Genomic DNA, 16939 nt, shown 5'->3' on the forward strand with positions numbered 1-16939 from the left:
CCGGATAGCCTAGGAGGGATGTATCCCCTCCTCTTCCGCACCGTGCTGTCGCGCATGGATCCTGAGTCCGCCCACCACAGCGCGATGGTCGTGATCCGGATGCTGGGGGTCCCGCCCTTCTCGTGGGTCGCGCGTGCGATCACCCGGCCCGCCCCGCAGCTGGCGACGACAGCGCTCGGCCTCACGTTCGACTCGCCGTTCGGTGTCGCCGCGGGCTTCGACAAGGACGTCAAGGGTGCGGCGGGCCTGCACGCGCTGGGTTTCGGTCACGTCGAGGTCGGCACCGTGACGGCGATCCCGCAAGACGGCAACCCGCGCCCGCGACTCTTCCGCCTGATCCCGGACCGCGCCGTCGTCAACCGCATGGGCTTCAACAACCACGGCGCCGCGGCTGCCGCGACGCGGCTCCGCCGGCTGCGCCGCCGCTCGCGGCGCACGGTGCTCGGCGTCAACATCGGCAAGAGCCGGGTCGTCGAGGTCGCGGACGCGACCGCCGACTATGTGCGCAGCGCGACGCTGCTGGCGCCGCTCGCCGACTACCTCGTCGTCAATGTGTCGTCGCCGAACACTCCGGGACTCCGCGGGCTGCAGGCGGCCGAGACGCTGCGGCCGCTGCTGGACGCGGTGCGTCAGGCCGCGGGCACCACGCCGCTGCTGGTCAAGATCGCGCCCGACCTGCCCGACGACGAGGTCGTCGCGATCGCAGAGCTCGCCGTCGATGCAGGACTGGCCGGCATCATCGCCACGAACACGACGATCTCGCGCGACGGGCTCGTCACCGACCCCGCAGTGGTCGCCGCTGCCGGCGACGGCGGTCTGTCGGGGGCGCCGCTGAAGGCGCGCGCGCTCGAGGTGCTGCGACTGCTGCGCGAGACGGTTCCTGCCGCCTTCTGCGTCATCTCCGTCGGCGGCGTCGAGACCGCCGACGACGTGCGGGAGCGGTTGGTTGCCGGAGCGACCTTGGTGCAGGGCTACACGGCGTTCCTCTACCGCGGCCCGCTGTGGGCGCGGCAGATCAACCGCGGGCTCGCGAAGCGGCGCTGAGCAGCCCGGTGACGCCGGCGCGGGCAGGCTTGCGGCAGTGCGGGCTCAGACCGGCTTCTGGCCGCGCTTGACCTGCGGCTTGGGCAGACGCAGGAAGCGCATCTGGACGGTGCGCATCGCCGCGTACCAGCCGAGGCCCTTCTCGACCTTGCCCTCGCCGAACTTCTTCTTGGCGGCGCGCTTGACGGTGATGGATGTGATGACCATGTCGCCGATCACGAAGAAGATGAAGATCCACAGACCCACGAAGGCGTAGTACTGCACGGCCGGGAGGGGCAGGAACGTCGCCAGGATGACGAGCACCATCGCGGGCATGACGGCTTCGCCGAGGTGCCAGCCGCCGTCGACCCAGTCGCGCACGAACTTGCGCTGCGGGCCCTGGTCACGTGCCGGCAGATAGCGCTGCTCGCCGTTGGCCATGCCGATGCGGGCCTTCTCCCGCTGAGTGGCGAGGTCGGCTTTCGCGCGCGCCCTCGCCTCCTTCGTGTCGGCGACGAGGGGGCGCTTGCGGGCGGCCTCCTGCTCGGCGCGGGAAGGAGTGGGGCGTCCCTTGGGCGAGGGACCGCCGAGGGGGACGCCGTTCAGCGCGGTGCCCTCCGACGGTGCGTCGTTGGACGAGGGTGCTGCAGGTGTCTTGGCCACGGATGATCCTCGATGTGCGGAGTAGGGGTGCACTTAAGATTACCCGCATGACGTCTGAGCTCTCCCGACAGGATGCTGTGCGCGATGCCGCGGCATCCGGCATCCCGTCCGCCCTCGCCGATCTCGGCACCCTGGTGCGCATCCCGTCCGTCGCCTTCCCGGGGTTCGACCCCGAGCAGGTGCAGCGCAGCGCAGAGTCCGTCGCCGCCCTCGTACGCGAGACCGGGCTCTTCGAGACGGTCGAGATCCGCACCGCGGCGGTGCCGGAGACGGGAGAGCAGGGCAACCCGGCCGTGCTCGCCACCCGGGCGGCCCGCAACGGGCGGCCGACCATCCTGCTGTATGCGCACCACGACGTGCAGCCGGTGGGCGATGAGTCGCTCTGGGAGTCGTCGCCGTTCGAGCCGACGGTCCGCAGTGGTCGCCTGTACGGTCGCGGCGCGGCCGACGACAAGGCCGGCATCATGGCGCACGTCGCGGCGCTGCGCGCGCTCAAAGAGGGCATCGGCGACGACTTCGACCTCGGTGTCGTGCTGTTCTTCGAGGGCGAGGAGGAGGCGGGATCCCGCTCGTTCGCACAGTTCCTATCCGACAACGCCGACGCGCTCCGCGCCGATGTGATCGTCGTCGCCGACTCGGGAAACTGGGACGCGAAGACTCCTGCGCTCACGGTGTCGCTGCGCGGCAACACCCGCTTCACCCTGAGCGTGCGCACGCTCGAGCACGCGTCGCACTCCGGAATGTTCGGCGGTGCGGTCCCTGACGCCATGATGGCCACCGTCAAGCTGCTCTCGACGCTCTGGGACGACGACGGCGCGGTCGCCGTGGCCGGACTCTCGGAACGGGATGCCGACACCCCGCCGTACAGCGAGGAGACACTGCGCGACGAGGCGGGGCTGCCCCCCGGCGTCTCGCCGATCGGCCGCGGCACGATCCTCAGCCGCATCTGGAACAAGCCGTCGATCACGGTGACCGGCATCGACGCGCCGAGTGTCGTCAACGCCTCGAACACGCTCAGCCCCGAGATCTCGGTCGTGATCAGCGCCCGCATCGCCCCCGGTCAGCGTGCACGCGACGCGTACGCGGCGATCGAAGCCCACCTGCGGGAGCACGCGCCGTTCGGCGCGCAGCTCTCGTTCAGCGACCAGGACTTCGGCGACGCATTCCTGGTCGACACCTCGGGCTGGGCTGTCGCGGCCGCGCGGGAGGCGCTGCACGAGGGCTACGGCGTCGAGTCCGTCGACATCGGTGTGGGCGGATCGATCCCGTTCATCGCGGACCTGGTCCGGGAGTTCCCCGGCGCGCAGATCCTCGTCACGGGCGTCGAGGACCCGCATTCGAAGGCGCACAGCCCGAATGAATCGCTGCACCTCGAGACGTTCCGCAACGCCGTGCTGGCCGAGGCGCTGCTGCTCGAGAAGCTCGACGCGCGCACCCCGCAGGCGTAGGCGAGTCTCCGGGATCGGCGTGGACACGCCGATCTCGGAGCCTCCTCTCGGCGGGCACGCGTAGAATCGACGTCATCCCGCCGCCTGCAGTGGATGATCGATCCGGGCGGCCCTTCCGGAGGAGTGCCATGACCGACACCGCACTGACGACCGAGCAGACCGCGAACGAACACGGTGTGCTGCTGACCGACGCCGCCGCCGTCAAGGTCAAGAACCTGCTGAACCAGGAGGGGCGCGACGACTTGCGCCTGCGCGTCGCCGTGCAGCCCGGTGGATGCAGCGGCCTGATCTACCAGCTCTACTTCGACGAGCGCTACCTCGACGGTGACAAGACGGTCGACTTCGACGGCGTCGAGGTCATCATCGACGACATGAGCGTCCCCTACCTCGACGGCGCCACGATCGACTTCAAGGACACCATCTCGGAGCAGGGCTTCACGATCGACAACCCCAACGCGGCCGGTTCCTGCGCCTGCGGCGACAGCTTCCACTGACGGTCGGCCCTCCGACACTTTTCCGGCGGGTCCGGCACGCTTCGAATAGCGGCCGGGCCCGCCTTTTTCGATCTGCGGGACGCGATTCAACCTGGGCGGATGGCCTGAATCCCCTGGGCGCTTGCCCTAGACTGGCAAGAGTCCTGTTCGTGATCGGAAAGGTGCACAGTGCCTTCGAAACGCCGTATCCGCTGGGCCGTTCTCCCGCTCGGGATCGCAACGGCAGCAGTCCTCGCCGGATGCACCCCGACCGAGCTGCACGGCTTCCTCCCCGGGTTCACCGAAGACGGCCAGCCGGCCACGAACCGCACCGACATGGTCGCGGGTCTCTGGGTCAACTCCTGGATCGTCCTGCTCGCCGTCGGCGTCGTCACCTGGGGCCTCATGGGGTGGGCCGCGATCGCGTACCGCCGTCGCAAGGGTCAGATGGGCCTTCCCGTCCAGCTGCGCTACAACATGCCGATCGAGATCTTCTACACGATCGTGCCCCTCATCCTGGTGATCGGCTTCTTCGCCTTCACCGCGCGCGATCAGACGATCCTCGAGACGCAGTACGACGAGCCCGACGTGTCGATCACGGCGATCGGCAAGCAGTGGGCCTGGGACTTCCAGTACGATGGCGAGTCCGACGACGACACCGTCTGGACCATGGGCGTCCAGGCGCAGAGCGCTCCCAACGGCGACCGCGACGAAGCGGAACTGCCGACGCTGTACCTGCCGGTCGACCAGACGGTCAAGATCAAGCTGCAGTCGCGCGACGTCATCCACTCGTTCTGGATCATCGACTTCCTTTACAAGAAGGACATGTACATCGGCAAGGACAATTTCTGGTCCTTCACGCCGACCCGCGAGGGCACCTATGCCGGCAAGTGCGCCGAGCTCTGCGGCGAGTACCACTCCGCGATGCTGTTCAACGTGGAGGTCGTGAGCGAAGACGAGTACGAGGACTACCTCGAGTCGCTCCGCGACGCCGGTCAGACCGGTGACATCAATGACGCGTACGACCGCCTGCAGAACGCCCCGGGAACGGGTGCGACCGGCGAGGCGTCAGACGAAGAGGGAGACCACTGATCATGGCGACGACGCTTCCGCTCCAGGAGACGACGCAGGGTCGCCCGACCACCCTGCCGCCGCGTCAGGCCGCCCTGCTCAGCGCTTCGCGCGTCGAGCAGAAGGGCAACATCATCGTCAAGTGGATCACGTCCACCGACCACAAGACGATCGGCTACCTGTACCTCATCTCGTCCGTCATCTTCTTCCTCCTCGGCGGAGTGATGGCGCTGATCATCCGTGCAGAGCTCTTCGAGCCCGGCATGCAGATCATCCCGACGAAGGAGCAGTACAACCAGCTCTTCACGATGCACGGCACGATCATGCTGCTGATGTTCGCGACGCCGCTGTTCGCGGGCTTCGCGAACGCGATCCTGCCGCTGCAGATCGGTGCGCCGGATGTCGCGTTCCCGCGTCTGAACGCGTTCGCCTTCTGGCTGTTCCTGTTCGGATCGACGATCGCCGTCGCCGGATTCCTCACCCCGCAGGGCGCGGCGTCGTTCGGATGGTTCGCCTATCAGCCGCTCGCGAACGCCAGCTTCTCTCCGGGTGCGGGCGGAAACCTCTGGATGCTCGGCCTCGGCATGAGCGGTTTCGGCACCATCCTCGGCGCGGTGAACTTCATCACCACGATCATCACGATGCGCGCGCCCGGCATGACCATGTGGCGCATGCCGATCTTCTCGTGGAACACGCTGATCACCAGCATCCTGGTCCTGATGGCCTTCCCGGTGCTGGCCGCCGCGATCCTCGCCGCTGCCGCGGACCGCGTCCTCGGCGCCCACATCTACGACCCCGCCAATGGCGGCGTGCTGCTGTGGCAGCACCTGTTCTGGTTCTTCGGCCACCCCGAGGTGTACATCATCGCGCTGCCGTTCTTCGGCATCGTCTCGGAGATCTTCCCGGTCTTCAGCCGAAAGCCGATCTTCGGCTACAAGACCCTCGTCTACGCGACGATCGCCATCGCGGCGCTGTCGGTCGCGGTGTGGGCTCACCACATGTACGTCACGGGGGCCGTGCTGCTGCCCTTCTTCGCCCTGATGACGATGCTCATCGCCGTGCCCACGGGCGTGAAGATCTTCAACTGGATCGGAACGCTCTGGCGAGGGTCGGTGACGTTCGAGACGCCGATGGTCTTCGCTCTCGGCTTCCTGGTGTCGTTCGTCTTCGGCGGTCTCACCGGCGTGATCCTCGCGTCGCCGCCGCTCGACTTCGCCCTGTCGGACTCGTACTTCGTCGTGGCGCACTTCCACTACGTGGTCTTCGGCACGGTCGTCTTCGCGATGTTCGCCGGCTTCTACTTCTGGTGGCCGAAGTGGACCGGCCGGATGCTCAACGAGCGCCTCGGCTACGTGCACTTCTGGATGCTGTTCATCGGCTTCCACATGACCTTCCTCATCCAGCACTGGCTGGGCGTGGACGGCATGGTCCGCCGTTACGCCGACTACTCCGAGGCGGACGGCTGGACCTGGCAGAACCAGGTGTCGACGATCGGCGCGATCCTCCTCGGCGCCTCGATGATCCCCTTCCTCTTCAACGTGTGGATCACGTCGCGCAAGGCGCCCAGGGTGACGGTCAACGACCCGTGGGGCTACGGCGCGTCGCTCGAATGGGCGACCTCGTGCCCGCCGCCGCGGCACAACTTCACGTCGATCCCGCGCATCCGCAGCGAGCGGCCCGCGTTCGACCTGAACCACCCCGAGGCGGGCATCCCCGTCGGCGTCGGACCGGCGAAGGACGCCCCCGAAGCCCCGGTTGCAGACCTCGCCGAGGGAGAGGTGAAGTAAGGTGCGCACGAACACCGGACTCTGGTGGTTGCTGTCCGCGTTCTTCCTGGTCGTGGCGGTGATCTACACCGCGTGGAACCTGCTCTCGCATTGGGACACCAACGCCACGGGCGGCCAGCAGATGTGGGAGACGATCACCCTCTCGATCGAGTGGGTCGGCAGTGTCGCGCTGCTCTTCACCGCCATGATGGCTGCGCTCATCGCCTTCTACATCGGCCGCGTGCACAATGCCCAGGGCGGCGAGCTCCCCGAGGACCGCCTGACGGCCGACATCGACGACGGTGACCCGGAGCTCGGTGAGTTCAGCCCTTGGTCGTGGTGGCCCATCGTGCTCGCCTTCTCGGCGGCGCTCGGCATGATCGGCCTCGCGGTCGGCGCCTGGCTCATGCCCATCGGCATTGGCGTCTTCGTGGTCGCCATCGTCGGCTGGGTGTACGAGTACTACCGCGGCTACTTCGCCCGCTGAGCGGCGATCTGACGCTTCGCGTGGCTCACCACGCACACTGCCCGGGTGCCCGTCCATGACGGGGACCCGGGCGCGTCTGCGTGCGGCCGCGTGCTCTGACATCGGTCTGCACCGCGCGACCAACCAGGATGCCGCGTTCACGTCGTCCTGGGGTGCCGCCGTCGCGGATGGGGTCGGCGGCGGACCTGCCGGCGATCTGGCCTCGGCGACCTTCATCCACCGCCTGGCGGCCGGTCGGCTGGACGGACTCGAGCCCGTGCAGCTCGCCGACAGTGTGCGGTCGGCGAACTGGGATCTGCGCGCCCACGTCGAGCGCGATCCTTCGCTCCGCGGCATGGCGACGACCTTCACCGGCATCTTCGTGGCGCGCGACGGCGGCGTCCTGCTCGCGCACACCGGCGACTCCCGCGCGTACCGGCTGCGCGGCGGGCAGCTGGTGCAGGTGAGCCGCGACGACTCGCTCGTCCAGGCTCTGGTGGACCAAGGCCTCGTGTCGATCGCGGAGGCCGCCTCGCACCCTCGTCGCAACCTCATCACCGCGTCCCTCAGCGGCGCTGAGCGTGACGCCGCTGCGGTGATCGCCTTCGATGCGCCGGCGGGGGATCGATGGCTGCTGTGCAGCGACGGGCTCACCGACTATGTTCCGGATGCCGAGATCCGCGCACTTCTGATGAACATCCCGGATGCGGCGGCAGCTGCCGAGGCGTGCGTCGCCCTCGCCCTCGATGCCGGCAGTCGCGACAATGTCACCGCGGTTGTGTGCGACGTCGTCGATCCTGAGTTACGGCGCACACGCGGCCTGGCGGCCCGCCGGGCAGAGCTGGCGCCGACGTCGTTCTACGGCGCGGCAGCGACGCGCTTCATGGAAGGGCTCGAGTCGGCCTGACCGGGCCGATCAGCCCGCGACCTTCGCGCGGACGACCATCACCTGGGCGTCGAACACGCGGGGGAGTTCACCCTCGTCGTTCTCGGTGGGCTGGCCCTCGCGCACCCAGTATTCGTATCCGCCGATCATCTCTTTGACGGCGTAGCCGAGCTTCGCGAACTCGACGGCGCCCTTCGCGCCGGCGTTGCAGCCGGGGCTCCAGCAATAGACCACGACGCGGGTCGAAGGATCGATCTCGCGCGGTGCACGCTCCGCGATCTCGCGGTACGGCATGTGGATGGCGCCCTTGATGCGCCCCTGCTCCCACGCCTCGTCGCCGCGCACGTCCACCAGCACGAATGCCTCTCCGTCCTTCTGTGCGGCGTACACGTCGGAGGCGTCGGTCTCGACGGCGAGCTTGGCGGAGAAGTACGAGAGTGCATCGGTCATGCCTCCACGCTACGACAGCGAAGAAAACAGCGGCCCTGCGGGCGCGGTCAGGTCGCGTTCGATTCCTGCCGATCCAGGGGAGTGCCCTGCGGTTCGGGGCGTCGTCGGCAGCGCATCGGCGTCGTTCCCGCGGGGCGCCACGAGAATGACAGATGCCTCGGCACGATCGTGAAGATCGTGCCGAGGCATCCGTCTGGTAGTGGTCTCGACCTACTGGTCGGACTCCTTCTCACGGTTCCTGGGCGACTTCGTTCCCTGCTCGGGCTCGGGCACGATCACGTTCGAGGGGCGGACCGCCGTCTCGGAGTTGTGGCCGTCGTCGATCGGCTTGTGCGGGGCATCGGGCACACCAGCACGCTCATGTGCGCCCTGCAGCTCGAGGTCCTCCTCGGCCGCGATGTGGTCGAGGCCGTGATGCTGGTGAGCGAGGGCCGCGTCGAGTTCCGCCTGCGAGACCGGGGTGAGCCGATCCTCGAAGAACCAGCGCGAGATGGACGCGCGGACGTTCTCGTGCCACGGGATACGACCCTGGGCGTTCGGGCGGACCACGAGCGGCTCGTAGGTGTCGAAGTCGGCCAGCTTGAAGCGCTCGTACTCGTCGACGGGCTGGTGCACCTCGATGTACTCGCCACCGGGGAGACGCACGATTCGGCCCGACTCGTAGCCGTGCAGGGCGATCTCGCGGTCCTTCCGCTGCAGCGCGATGCACATGCGCTTCGTCACGAAGTACGCGACGATCGGCCCGAGGATCAGCAGCGCCTGCAGCGTGTGGATCACGCCCTCCATCGTCAGCCAGAAGTGGGTGGCGATGATGTCGGAGGCTGCCGCGGCCCAGAGCACTGCGTAGAACGTGACACCGGCGGCACCGATGGCGGTGCGCGTCGCGGCGTTGCGCGGACGCTGTGCGATGTGGTGCTCGCGCTTGTCGCCCGTCACCCACGCCTCGATGAACGGATAGATCAGCACGAGGACGATGAACAGACCGAGCACGACGAGCGGCACGAGGATGTTGAACGACCAGGTGCGGTCCAGGAAGACGAACTCCCAGCCCGGGGGCACCAGTCGCAGCGCGCCGTCGGCGAAGCCGATGTACCAGTCGGGCTGCGTGCCGGCCGACACGGGGGACGGGTCGTACGGGCCGTAGTTCCAGATCGGGTTGATCGTGAACAGCGACGCGATGAGCACGATCACGCCGAACGTGATGAACAGGAAGCCGCCCATCTTCGACATGTAGACGGGCATCATCGGGTAGCCCACGACGACGCTGTTGGTGCGCCCTGCGCCCGCGAACTGCGTGTGCTTGTTGATCACCATCAGCATGAGATGGAGCACCAGCAGGCCGACGAGGATCGCCGGGAGCAACAGGATGTGCAGAGAATACAGGCGGCCGACGATCGCAGTGCCGGGGAACTCGCCGCCGAACAGCAGGAACGAGGTCCAGGTGCCGATCAGCGGGATTCCCTTGACCATGCCGTCGATGATGCGCAGGCCGTTGCCCGAGAGCACGTCGTCGGGGAGCGAGTAGCCGGTGAAGCCCTCGCCGAGGGCGAGGATGAACAGGATGAAGCCGATGACCCAGTTGAGCTCGCGCGGCTTGCGGAACGCACCGGTGAAGAACACGCGGAGCATGTGCACGCCGATGCCGGCGACGAAGACGAGCGCCGCCCAGTGGTGCATCTGGCGCACCAGCAGACCGCCGCGGAGGTCGAACGAGATCTCGAGGGTCGACGCCATCGCCGCCGACATCTCGATGCCGCGCATCGGAAGGTAGGCCCCGTTGTAGTGCGTCTCGACCATCGACGCCTGGAAGAAGAACGTCAGGAACGTGCCCGACAGCAGCACGACGACGAAGGCCCACAGCGCGATCTCGCCGAGCATGAACGACCAGTGGTCGGGGAAGATCTTGCGGCCGAGCTCCTTGACGAAGCCGGAGAGGCTCGTCCGCTCGTCGATGTAGTTCGCGGTGGCGCCGATGAAGCGGCCGCCGAGGGGCTTGTCGCGCCCGTTCGGTGACACGGGCGCCCCGGGAGCCTCAGGCTGCTCGGTGACGGTTGAGGTGCTCAATGACGCTCCCAGAAGCTCGGGCCGACGGGCTCGTTGAAGTCGCTCCTCGCGATGAGGTAGCCCTCGTCGTCGACGGTGATGGGCAGCTGCGGCAGCGGGCGAGCGGCCGGGCCGAAGATGACCTTGGCATGGTCGGTGACGTCGAACTGCGACTGGTGGCACGGGCAGAGCAGGTGATGCGTCTGCTGTTCATACAGCGCCACCGGGCAGCCGACGTGGGTGCAGACCTTGGAGTAGGCGACGATGCCGTTGTACGACCACTCCTTGCGCTCCTCGGACTCGACCAGGTCCTCGGGCAGCAGGCGGACGAGGAGCACGAGAGCCTTGGCCTTCTCCTCGAGGTAGCCGTCGCTGTGGGACACCTCGGCCAGGGCCTCGGGGATGACGTGGACGGCGGAGCCGAGGGTGAGGTCCGCGGCACGGATGGGCTCGCCCGACGGGTCGTGCGCCAGGCGCATGCCTTCCTTCCACATGGTGTGCTCGAGGAGATACACGGGGTCTCCCGCGTGCGGCTTCTCGGGAGAGCTGAACGGCGCGAGTCCCCGGAAGAGCACGACGCCCGGAACGACGGACGCGACGAGCGCGGCGATCAGCGAGTTGCGGACCATCGCACGACGACCGAAGCCGGATTCCGCGTCGGCGTCGGCGAAGGCCTTGATGGCCGCTTCACGCGTCGTGTCGCGTCCGCGCGTGGCGTGACGGGGCTCGACGAACTCGCGGTCGGACATGACCGCCTTGGACCAGTGGATCGCAGCGACGCCGATGGCCAGCAGCGCAAAGGCGATGCCGAGTCCGATGAAGAGGTTGTTGTTGCGGATGTCGACCATCCGGCCGCTCTCGATCGGGAACAGCATGTAGGCCGCGATGGCCCAGATGCTGCCGGCGATCGAGAGGTAGAAGAGCGTGTAGATGCCGCGCACGGCGCGCTTCATCGAAGCCGGGTCCTGGTCGGTCATCCGCTCGCGGTGCGGAGGGAGGCCAGGGTTGTGCACCGGGTCGGGGACCGCGACGGCGAGCCCGGGGGAGGGCTTCCAGGAAGCCCTCTCGTGCTCGAGCGGGTCGTCCTCGTGGGCCATGCTGCTCCTCGTCAGTGTTGCGTGTGTCGTACGTAGATCAGTTGGACTTCGCCGTGATCCACACGGTGATGGCGATCAGCGAGCCGATGCCGAAGATCCAGATGAAGAGGCCCTCCGAGACGGGGCCGAGCGAGCCGAGCGTGAATCCGCCGGGCGACTCGTTCTCCTGCAGGTAGAGCAGGTAGGTGATGACGTCGCGCTTCTCTTCGGTGGTCAGCGTCAAGTCGTTGAAGACCGGCATGTTCTGCGGCCCGGTCACCATCGCCGCGTACATGTTGAGCGGGGTCGTGGTGTGCAGGTTCGGGGCGTACTTGCCCTCGGTGAGGGCACCGCCGGCACCCGCGACGTTGTGGCACATCGCGCAGTTGATGCGGAAGAGCTCGCCGCCCTCCGACGCATCGCCCTCGCCGTCGAGCACCTCGTCGTCCGGGAAGCTGGGGCCCGGGGCGATGGACTGGATGTACTCGCCGATCGCGGCGATCTGCTCGTCGGTGAACTGCACCGGCTTCTGCGGGGCCTGGGGCCCCTGCATCTGCAGCGGCATGCGACCGGTGCTCATCTGGAAGTGCACGGCGAGCTCGCCGACGCCGTACAGCGACGGTCCGTCGTCGGTCCCCTCCACATCCAGGCCGTGGCAGGTGGCGCAGTTGGCCTGGAACAGCTTCTCGCCGTCTTCGACGGTGAGCGCGGAGTTCGTCACCGTCTCGGGCGTCGTCGCCGCCATCGCGGCGGATGCCCCGGCGTAGACGCCACCGGTGATGAGCAGGCCGATGCCGATCAGTGCGGCTGCGGCCCAGGGGCTGCGGCGGCCTTTCGAGCGGCGCGTGGTCTCTCGTGCCATGTCGGGTTACAGCTCCGCTCTCACTTGAGGAAGTAGATGACGAGGAAGAGGGCGATCCAGACCACGTCGACGAAGTGCCAGTAGTAGGACACGACGATCGAGGAGGTCATCTCTTTGCGCCCGAAGTTCTTGACGGCGTACGCGCGACCGATCACGAGGAGGAAGGCGATGAGGCCGCCGGTGACGTGGAGGGCGTGGAAGCCCGTGGTGAGGTAGAACGCCGACGCGTACGAGTTCGCGCTGATCGGCAGGCCCTCGGCGACGAGCTGGGCGTACTCCCACACCTGGCCCGAGACGAAGATCGCACCGAGTGCGAAGGTGAGCCAGAACCACTCGACCATGCCCCAGCCGAGCCAGCCGCGCTTCTTCAGCGAGTACGGCTGGAATCGCTCGGCCGCGAAGACGCCCATCTGGCACGTGACCGACGACAGCACGAGGATGATCGTGTTCACGGTCGCGTAGGGAACGTTCAGCAGCTGCGTGCTCTCGGCCCATAGTTCGGGGGAGGTGCTGCGCAGGGTGAAGTAGATCGCGAACAGGCCGGCGAAGAACATCACCTCGCTGCCGAGCCACACGATGGTTCCGACAGCGACCGGATCCGGCCGCTTGACGGACCGCATGGCCTGGGAGTAGGTCGCTGTGGAGGTCGTCACGCTCCCCATTATGGCCGATTCGGGCCCCCGATTTTCGCATCGGAGGGCATCTCTTTGCCCGTCCGGGAACTTAGGGCAACCTAAGAGGTCCCTGCGACTCTGCCGTGAACACGTGGTGAAGACGCAGAATCGCGCGGGGCGGCACCCCGTGTCACGAAAGGGTTCCGATTCGCGCGCCCGGCTAGGCTTCTCGGTTATGGCGGAGCTGTACACCTGGCCGGGAATCCTCACGACACTGCTCGAGCGGCGCGACCTCAGCGTCTCGGAGTCGACGTGGGCGATGCGGCAGATCATGTCGGGCAGCGCCACGCCGTCCCAGCTGGCGGGCTTCCTGGTGGCGCTGCGTGCGAAGGGCGAGACCGTCGACGAGATCGTCGGCTTCCGCGACGCCATCCTCGAGGCGGCGCTGCCGCTTCCGGTCGACGCGGCGGTGCTCGACATCGTGGGCACCGGAGGGGACCGCTTCGGCACCGTCAACGTCTCCACGATGGCGGCGCTCGTGGCTGCGGCATCCGGGATTCCCGTCGTGAAGCACGGCAACAAGGCCGCCAGCTCGTCATCGGGTTCCTCCGACGTGCTGGGCGCGCTGGGCGTCGATCTCGCGCTCTCACCGGACGCCGTCGCCGAGACGCTCTCGCGGGCGGGGATCACGTTCGCGTTCGCCGCGGCGTTCCACCCCGGCTTCAAGCACGCCGGCGCGACGCGCAGCGAGCTGGGAGTGCCGACCGTGTTCAACTTCCTCGGCCCGCTCTGCAACCCCGCGCGCGCCGAGGCGAACGCGGTCGGTGTGGCGCACCTCGACCGCGTGCCGCTCATCACCGGCGTGTTCCGCACACGCGGCGCGACGGCGCTGGTGTTCCGCGGCGACGACGGGCTCGACGAGCTCACCACCACCGGACACAGCAGGCTCTGGGAGGTCAGCCGAGGCGACATCCACGAGCACGACCTCGACCCGCGCGACCTCGGCATCCCGGTAGCCGACATCGACGATCTCCTCGGGGGCGACCCCGCGCACAACGCCGCGGTCGTGCACCGGGTGCTCGGCGGCGAGGAGGGTCCGGTGCGCGACATCGTCCTGCTCAACGCGGCCGCCGGCATCGTCGCCTACCGGCTGTTCCGCGATGCCGCAGAGGTGCAGCGGCCGATCCTCGAGCGCCTCGCCGAGGCGCGCGACGCCGCGGCGGCCGCGATCGACTCGGGTGCGGCCACGGCGACACTCGAGCGCTGGGTCCAGACCACGAAGGCGCTCTCGCGCTGACGGGTGACGCGCCGATTTTCCACCGCGTGTGGTTTAGTACGGCGCGCGGTCTTCCGCCGCACGGCAGGGCGCCGATAGCGTGTGCCACAACGCACCCGTGATCGAGGAGGACGCATGAGCCAGGAAGAGCCCCGCACCGCCGACGTGGTCGAGCCGCCTGAGAAGAAGGTCGGCCTCGTGAAGGCGGTCGGCATCCTCGGCATCGTGGGCGGCATCCTGCTGATCGTGGTCGGTGTGATCGCGTGGATCGGCGTGACCAACCAGCTGTCGGCCGAGAACATCACGATTCCGGACGACGCCGCGGCGTTCCAGGGTCAGCAGGTGACCGGCCCGTTCACCGCTTTCGTGCAGGCTGACATCATCAACCACCACGCGCTCGAGGCATCCGGCGGCAAGACCTACGCCGAGCTCGACCAGGACGACCCGGTGCGCGCGACGATGATGCAGGCGTCGTTCCTGCGAGCCTCGCTGTTCACCTCGATCGTCGCGTACGGCGTCGCGCTGTTCGCGGCCGGCATGGGCGTGCTCGCGATCCTGTTCGGCTGGGCGATCCACCGGCTTGCGAGCGTGCCGGTGGTGATCAAGCGGGCGAACGTCGTCTGATCAGGCGGCCATATCCGACGTGCACCCCCACGACGCCCTCAGCGAGATCGCGACCCTCCTCGAACGGGAGCGGTCGTCTCGGTACAAGTCGAAGGCGTTCCGGGCGGCCGCCGACGCCATCCAGGGACTGACCGACGAAGAGCTGCGCGATTCCACAGCTCTGCGTCGGCGCAAGGGGATCGGCGAATCCACCTTCGCGGTGATCCAGCAGGCGCTGGGCGGCGAGGTTCCCGGCTACCTGGTCGATCTGCGCGAGCGTGCCGGCGTGCAGCGCGCCTCGACGCTGCGGCCGCTGCTGCGCGGCGATCTGCACGCCCACAGCGACTGGTCGGACGGCCTCACCTCCATAGACCTCATGGTGGATGCCGCCCGCGCGCTCGGCCACGAGTACCTCGCGCTCACCGACCACTCGCCACGGCTGCGGGTCGCCAACGGCCTCTCTTCCGAGCGTCTGCGCGCTCAGCTCGACGTCGTGGCGGGGATGAGCGGCGACGGGTTCACGCTGCTGTCGGGCATCGAGGTCGACATCCTCGAGGACGGCACGCTGGACCAGGAGAGCGAGATGCTCGATCGGCTCGACGTGGTCGTGGCCTCGGCGCACTCGAAACTGAGGATGGAACGCGCACCCATGACCCGCCGGCTCGTCGCGGCGGTGTCGAATCCGCACACGGATGTGCTCGGCCACGTCACGGGCCGGCTCGTCGAGGGTTCGCGGGGCACGAGGCCGCCGTCGACGTTCGACGCCCGCGCGGTGTTCGAGGCGTGCGAAGCGCACGGGGTCGCGGTCGAGATCAACTCCCGACCCGAGCGCCAGGATCCGCCCGACGAGCTGATGGCGCTCGCGCTGGAGATCGGATGCCTCTTCTCGATCGATTCTGACGCGCACGCGCCCGGGCAGCTGTCGCTGCTCGACTACGGTGCCGAGCGCGCGGAGCGCCTGGGAGTGCCTCCCGAGCGCATCGTCACGACGTGGCCGCTGTCGCGACTGCGTGAGTGGACAGGACGCGAGCGCGGCGCCTGATCCGGTGCCGGTTCCGCACTGTCCGGCGGACGGCGCGTCACCGCTTCCTCAGACGGCGTCGAGCGTGTCGATGATGCGGGTCATGGCCGCGCCGAGCGCCCACCGCTCGGCGAGGGCTGCGGCATCCGTCTTCGCGCGCTCGTCGAGAGGGCGCAGGCGCGGGTCGGGCACGTCGAGCGGCAGATCGCGGACGACGGCGACGACCTGCGGAGCGACGGCGAGATACGGCAGGCCGGCGAGCACCTTCGCCCGCACCCCGGCGGCCATGCCCTCGCCGAGCTCTGCCGCCTCGACGATCCCGGCGAGGTCGCCGTAGGTCGCGAGCAGCCCGGCCGCGGTCTTGTCGCCGATCCCGGCGACGCCCGGCAGACCATCCGAAGAGTCGCCGCGCAGGGTGGCGAAGTCCGCGTACTGCGAGGGGAGGACGCCGTACTTCGCGACGACCGCGGCGTCGGTGAGAACCTCGAGGTTGCTCATGCCGCGGGCGGTGTAGACGACGCGGACGTCGCGGGCGTCGTCGACGAGCTGGAAGAGATCGCGGTCGCCGGTGACGATGTCGACCGACATGGCCGCCGTCGTCGCCAGGGTGCCGATGACGTCATCGGCCTCATGGTCGGCGGCGCCGACGATGCGGATGCCGAGGATGCCGAGCGCCTCGCGGATCACCGGGACCTGCACCTCGAGCGGGTCGGGCACCTCTTCGACGTCGGTGCCGCCGGCGACAACCTCGGCGACGCGGTGCGTCTTGTAGGTGGGAATGAGGTCGACCCGCCACTGCGGCCGCCAGTCATCGTCCCAGCACGCCACGAGATGGGTCGGACGATAGGTCGTCACGAGCCGCGTGATGATGTCGAGGAATCCGCGGACGGCGTTGACCGGCGTGCCGTCCGGTGCGCGGACCGTGTCGGGCACCCCGTAGAACGCGCGGAAGTAGAGGGACGCGGAGTCGAGCAGCATCAGGCGGTCGGTCACGCGTTCATCCTGGCATGCGGCTCCGACGCCCGCCGGGCGACCTGAGCGCCACCTGCCGTTCACCTGCGCGACGGATGCCGGTCGCACGTCGGCACCCGTCTCGTTCACGTCTCGCGCCCACCGTGGGGAGACAACCGGGAGTCCCACGGGCTCAGGGCTGTGCGGGGGCGCAGCCCTGAGCCCGTGATGAGGACCAGCCCCGGGC

General features: G+C 68.4%; 17 protein-coding genes. 10 read left to right on the forward strand and 7 right to left on the reverse strand.

Annotated elements, in window-relative coordinates:
* Positions 1 to 18: 18 nt before the first annotated feature.
* Positions 19 to 1044: a quinone-dependent dihydroorotate dehydrogenase gene (locus B1729_RS08085; protein ID WP_163620213.1), complete on the forward strand. Its 1026-nt coding sequence runs from the start codon at positions 19 to 21 to the stop codon at positions 1042 to 1044.
* A gap of 45 nt (positions 1045 to 1089) precedes the next feature.
* Here the strand turns inward: B1729_RS08085 and B1729_RS08090 are convergent, their stop codons facing one another.
* Positions 1090 to 1686, reverse strand: coding sequence for a DUF3043 domain-containing protein (locus B1729_RS08090; RefSeq protein ID WP_163620211.1), 597 nt, complete (start codon positions 1684 to 1686; stop codon positions 1090 to 1092).
* A gap of 47 nt (positions 1687 to 1733) precedes the next feature.
* Between B1729_RS08090 and B1729_RS08095 the strand changes: the two genes are divergently transcribed.
* The 6 genes from B1729_RS08095 to B1729_RS08120 all read left to right on the forward strand — a co-directional run bounded on the left by B1729_RS08095 (position 1734) and on the right by B1729_RS08120 (position 7817).
* Complete coding sequence (locus B1729_RS08095) at positions 1734 to 3134, forward strand: dipeptidase (RefSeq protein ID WP_163631892.1); 1401 nt, start codon at positions 1734 to 1736, stop codon at positions 3132 to 3134.
* Positions 3135 to 3262: 128 nt separating this feature from the next.
* Positions 3263 to 3628, forward strand: a complete 366-nt coding sequence (gene erpA / locus B1729_RS08100) for an iron-sulfur cluster insertion protein ErpA (RefSeq protein ID WP_163620208.1) — start codon at positions 3263 to 3265, stop codon at positions 3626 to 3628.
* Positions 3629 to 3796: 168 nt separating this feature from the next.
* Positions 3797 to 4699 carry a cytochrome c oxidase subunit II gene (coxB, locus tag B1729_RS08105; RefSeq protein ID WP_163620206.1) on the forward strand — a complete coding sequence of 301 codons (903 nt, stop codon included), beginning with the start codon at positions 3797 to 3799 and terminating at the stop codon, positions 4697 to 4699.
* A 2-nt stretch (positions 4700 to 4701) separates the two neighbouring features.
* Positions 4702 to 6465 carry a cytochrome c oxidase subunit I gene (gene ctaD / locus B1729_RS08110; RefSeq protein ID WP_163620204.1) on the forward strand — a complete coding sequence of 588 codons (1764 nt, stop codon included), beginning with the start codon at positions 4702 to 4704 and terminating at the stop codon, positions 6463 to 6465.
* Position 6466: 1 nt separating this feature from the next.
* Entirely contained in the window at positions 6467 to 6931 is a 465-nt protein-coding gene (locus B1729_RS08115) for a cytochrome c oxidase subunit 4 (RefSeq protein WP_163620202.1), read from the forward strand.
* 55 nt (positions 6932 to 6986) lie between these two features.
* Complete coding sequence (locus B1729_RS08120; protein WP_163631895.1) at positions 6987 to 7817, forward strand: protein phosphatase 2C domain-containing protein; 831 nt, start codon at positions 6987 to 6989, stop codon at positions 7815 to 7817.
* A 9-nt stretch (positions 7818 to 7826) separates the two neighbouring features.
* On the opposite strand, the gene B1729_RS08125 is transcribed toward B1729_RS08120, so the two are convergent.
* The 5 genes from B1729_RS08125 to B1729_RS08145 all read right to left on the reverse strand — a co-directional run bounded on the left by B1729_RS08125 (position 7827) and on the right by B1729_RS08145 (position 12889).
* Positions 7827 to 8246 carry a rhodanese-like domain-containing protein gene (locus B1729_RS08125; protein WP_163631898.1) on the reverse strand — a complete coding sequence of 140 codons (420 nt, stop codon included), beginning with the start codon at positions 8244 to 8246 and terminating at the stop codon, positions 7827 to 7829.
* A 210-nt stretch (positions 8247 to 8456) separates the two neighbouring features.
* A complete protein-coding gene (locus B1729_RS08130; protein ID WP_163619529.1) occupies positions 8457 to 10262 on the reverse strand; it encodes a cytochrome bc complex cytochrome b subunit in 1806 nt (601 codons plus the stop codon).
* Positions 10263 to 10306: 44 nt separating this feature from the next.
* Positions 10307 to 11386: a Rieske 2Fe-2S domain-containing protein gene (locus B1729_RS08135; protein ID WP_163619371.1), complete on the reverse strand. Its 1080-nt coding sequence runs from the start codon at positions 11384 to 11386 to the stop codon at positions 10307 to 10309.
* Positions 11387 to 11423: 37 nt separating this feature from the next.
* Positions 11424 to 12227 (reverse strand): cytochrome c, encoded by an 804-nt coding sequence (locus B1729_RS08140; protein ID WP_163619373.1) that lies wholly within the window; start codon positions 12225 to 12227, stop codon positions 11424 to 11426.
* Between the two features lie 20 nt (positions 12228 to 12247).
* Positions 12248 to 12889, reverse strand: coding sequence for a heme-copper oxidase subunit III (locus tag B1729_RS08145; protein ID WP_163619375.1), 642 nt, complete (start codon positions 12887 to 12889; stop codon positions 12248 to 12250).
* 187 nt (positions 12890 to 13076) lie between these two features.
* Here B1729_RS08145 and trpD point away from each other — a divergent pair, with 187 nt between their 5' ends.
* The 3 genes from trpD (at position 13077) to B1729_RS08160 (ending at position 15762) form a co-directional block, all read left to right on the forward strand.
* Positions 13077 to 14138, forward strand: coding sequence for an anthranilate phosphoribosyltransferase (gene trpD, locus B1729_RS08150; RefSeq protein ID WP_163619377.1), 1062 nt, complete (start codon positions 13077 to 13079; stop codon positions 14136 to 14138).
* A gap of 114 nt (positions 14139 to 14252) precedes the next feature.
* Entirely contained in the window at positions 14253 to 14741 is a 489-nt protein-coding gene (locus B1729_RS08155; protein ID WP_163619379.1) for an aromatic ring-opening dioxygenase LigA, read from the forward strand.
* A gap of 19 nt (positions 14742 to 14760) precedes the next feature.
* Positions 14761 to 15762 carry a PHP domain-containing protein gene (locus B1729_RS08160; protein WP_163631901.1) on the forward strand — a complete coding sequence of 334 codons (1002 nt, stop codon included), beginning with the start codon at positions 14761 to 14763 and terminating at the stop codon, positions 15760 to 15762.
* Positions 15763 to 15810: 48 nt separating this feature from the next.
* Here the strand turns inward: B1729_RS08160 and B1729_RS08165 are convergent, their stop codons facing one another.
* The gene (locus B1729_RS08165; RefSeq protein WP_163631904.1) at positions 15811 to 16734 is read right to left on the reverse strand and encodes a 5'-3' exonuclease; all 924 of its coding nucleotides are present in this window, start codon (positions 16732 to 16734) and stop codon (positions 15811 to 15813) included.
* Positions 16735 to 16939 lie beyond the last annotated feature (205 nt).

Source organism: Microbacterium sp. B35-04 (assembly GCF_010634885.1).
GTDB lineage: Bacteria > Actinomycetota > Actinomycetes > Actinomycetales > Microbacteriaceae > Microbacterium.

Bases quoted from the DNA above. Each gene is read 5' to 3' on its own strand.
- trpD (WP_163619377.1), top strand. From the start codon at position 13,077: ATGGCGGAGCTGTACACCTGGCCGGGAATCCTCACGACACTGCTCGAG.
- B1729_RS08095 (WP_163631892.1), top strand. From the start codon at position 1,734: ATGACGTCTGAGCTCTCCCGACAGGATGCTGTGCGCGATGCCGCGGCA.
- B1729_RS08135 (WP_163619371.1), bottom strand. From the start codon at position 11,386: ATGGCCCACGAGGACGACCCGCTCGAGCACGAGAGGGCTTCCTGGAAG.
- ctaD (WP_163620204.1), top strand. From the start codon at position 4,702: ATGGCGACGACGCTTCCGCTCCAGGAGACGACGCAGGGTCGCCCGACC.
- B1729_RS08140 (WP_163619373.1), bottom strand. From the start codon at position 12,227: ATGGCACGAGAGACCACGCGCCGCTCGAAAGGCCGCCGCAGCCCCTGG.
- B1729_RS08085 (WP_163620213.1), top strand. From the start codon at position 19: ATGTATCCCCTCCTCTTCCGCACCGTGCTGTCGCGCATGGATCCTGAG.
- B1729_RS08120 (WP_163631895.1), top strand. From the start codon at position 6,987: ATGACGGGGACCCGGGCGCGTCTGCGTGCGGCCGCGTGCTCTGACATC.
- B1729_RS08125 (WP_163631898.1), bottom strand. From the start codon at position 8,246: ATGACCGATGCACTCTCGTACTTCTCCGCCAAGCTCGCCGTCGAGACC.
- B1729_RS08145 (WP_163619375.1), bottom strand. From the start codon at position 12,889: ATGGGGAGCGTGACGACCTCCACAGCGACCTACTCCCAGGCCATGCGG.
- B1729_RS08155 (WP_163619379.1), top strand. From the start codon at position 14,253: ATGAGCCAGGAAGAGCCCCGCACCGCCGACGTGGTCGAGCCGCCTGAG.
- erpA (WP_163620208.1), top strand. From the start codon at position 3,263: ATGACCGACACCGCACTGACGACCGAGCAGACCGCGAACGAACACGGT.